This is a genomic window from Candidatus Cardinium hertigii, from assembly GCF_050864855.1.
Classification (GTDB): domain Bacteria; phylum Bacteroidota; class Bacteroidia; order Cytophagales; family Amoebophilaceae; genus Cardinium; species Cardinium hertigii_C.
The window spans coordinates 1-449 of sequence record NZ_JBOZWW010000019.1; the positions used below are offsets into that span (position 1 = coordinate 1).

At 35.6% G+C, this 449-nt stretch carries 1 protein-coding gene; it reads left to right on the forward strand.

Annotation, left to right across the window (positions count from 1 at the left end):
* Positions 1–449, forward strand: a 449-nt coding sequence (locus tag ACRRVB_RS00720) for a transposase (protein ID WP_432466105.1), incomplete at both ends; no start/stop codon positions are given.

The following is a 449-nucleotide window of genomic DNA, read 5'->3' on the forward strand; positions in this document are numbered from 1 at the left end:
CCTGGTCAACCTCCTTTGCCTATTCGTTTAATTATAGGTCTTCTCATTATCAGTCATATGTATAATATTTCTGATGAACAAGTAGTGGTTAGATGGGTAGAAAACCCTTATTGGCAATACTTTTGTGGATATGATTATTTTCAGTTTAAGGTGCCTTGTAACCCCAGTTCATTGACCCGTTGGCGCCATAGATTAGGTCAAGAAGGTCTCAATAAAATCTTATCTATGACTATAGACTTATCGCTAAAAAAAAAAGTAGTGACCCGAAAAGAACTTGAAAAAGTTATAGCTGATACTACTGTAATGGAGAAAAATATCCGTTACCCAACTGACTCTTCTTTGCTTAATAAAGCCAGAGAAAAACTGGTCAGTATAGCCAAGAAAACAGGTATTAAACTGCGTCAAACTTATCAGCGGTTAGGTCTATCTATTAAACGTAAAGTTGATAG